Source organism: Streptomyces sp. NPDC006265, from assembly GCF_040613555.1.
Classification (GTDB): domain Bacteria; phylum Actinomycetota; class Actinomycetes; order Streptomycetales; family Streptomycetaceae; genus Streptomyces.
Window position 1 is genome coordinate 1 of record NZ_JBEXSH010001436.1, and the last position, 1,326, is coordinate 1,326.

The window sequence follows — 1,326 nt, forward strand, 5'->3', positions numbered from 1 at the left end:
GGTGAGGGCGAGCCGTACATCACCGGAGGACGGCTCGGCGTAGTCGAGCGGCGCCTTGAGGTGCTGGAGCCGCGCAGCGGACCGGCGGCCCATCTGCACACCGCCGTGTCGTGGTTCGGCGTGCCGGTGGTGCCGACGCGCCGGCTCTTCGAGCGGGCCGTCCCGTCCGGAAGTGCGTGGCTGGTTCCGTGCCCGGCGGACGAACTGCGGATCTGGCTGGCGCACGGCCTGTTCCAGAACCTCACCTTCGATCTGTCGGAGCTGTTCGCGGTGCGGAAGCTGCTGGCGCCGGACGTCGTGGCCGAAGCCAGGCGCGAGACGGCGGGCGAGGGGTGGGCAGCCGGGGGCGACCGGGCCCTGGCGGTGGCGGTCGGGGCGATGCGCCGACTGGACGAAGGCGCGCCGGTCAGGCTGCCGGTGCCACTCCCGGTGGGCACGTCCCTGCGGGTGGGCGCGGTGCACGCGCTGCACCTGCTGCGGCACGGACGGGCCCGGGTCGCGGCGCGGGAGGCCGCCCTGCGGGTACCGCTCGTCGTCGCCAAGAGGCGAAGGATGCTCCGGTCATGAAACAGCGCCCCCTGCTGGTCTGTGTGTCCGGACCGGACGGCGCCGGAAAGTCGTCGCTGGTCGCGCGGATGACGACGGACCTGCGCGCACACGGGTACGCGGTGACGACCCAGTACTGCTACGGCTGTGTCGTCTGCCGGCGCCTGCCCCAGCGCATGCGGTCGCGGTTCACCGCCTCCCCCGGGAAGCCCGGGTCTGCCTCCTCGGGCATCGGCGCGTGGGTGGGCCGGATGCACGGCTGGGTGGACGCGGCGGAACTCTCCGCGGGTCTCGCGCGGGCGAGGCTCCGGGCGCGCCTCACCTCCCGGGGGCGGCCGGCCGCCGTGGTGACCGACCGCGGTCCGCTCGACGGGCTCGTCAAGATCGCCCCCTCACCCGGCTCGCGGCTGGCGGCAGCCTTCGCACGGCTGGCGAGGACGTACCAGGTCAGCCTGCTTCTGGACGCGGAGCCGCAGGTGCTGGCGGAGCGCGACGGCGAGTACGTGCGCGGCGCCCTGGCGAGTTGCCGGGACCGCTACCGCCAGTGGGCCGCCCGGCTGCCGTCCGTGCGCCTTGTGGACGCCGCCGCGTCGCCCGACGCGGTTGCGGCCGAAGCCCTGACGTGGGTGCCGGCGTCGCGGGTGTCTTCGCCTCCCGGCGGCGGCCGGCACGTGGTGATCTCCACCTTCGACGACCTGCGCAATCCGCACTACCACGGCGGGGGAGCCATCGGCGCCTCCGAGAACAACACCATCAAGATCTGCGACGTGCCCAGCACGG

General features: G+C 74.4%; 2 protein-coding genes. Both read left to right on the plus strand.

Annotated features, from left to right (window positions below; genetic code table 11):
• A partial coding sequence (locus tag ABZ281_RS49585) for a hypothetical protein (RefSeq protein ID WP_356665444.1) occupies positions 1-567 on the plus strand: 567 nt, incomplete at its 5' end.
• Positions 564-1,326: hypothetical protein (locus tag ABZ281_RS49590; RefSeq protein WP_356665445.1), on the plus strand; the 763-nt coding region annotated here is incomplete at its 3' end. The genes ABZ281_RS49585 and ABZ281_RS49590, both read left to right, overlap by 4 nt.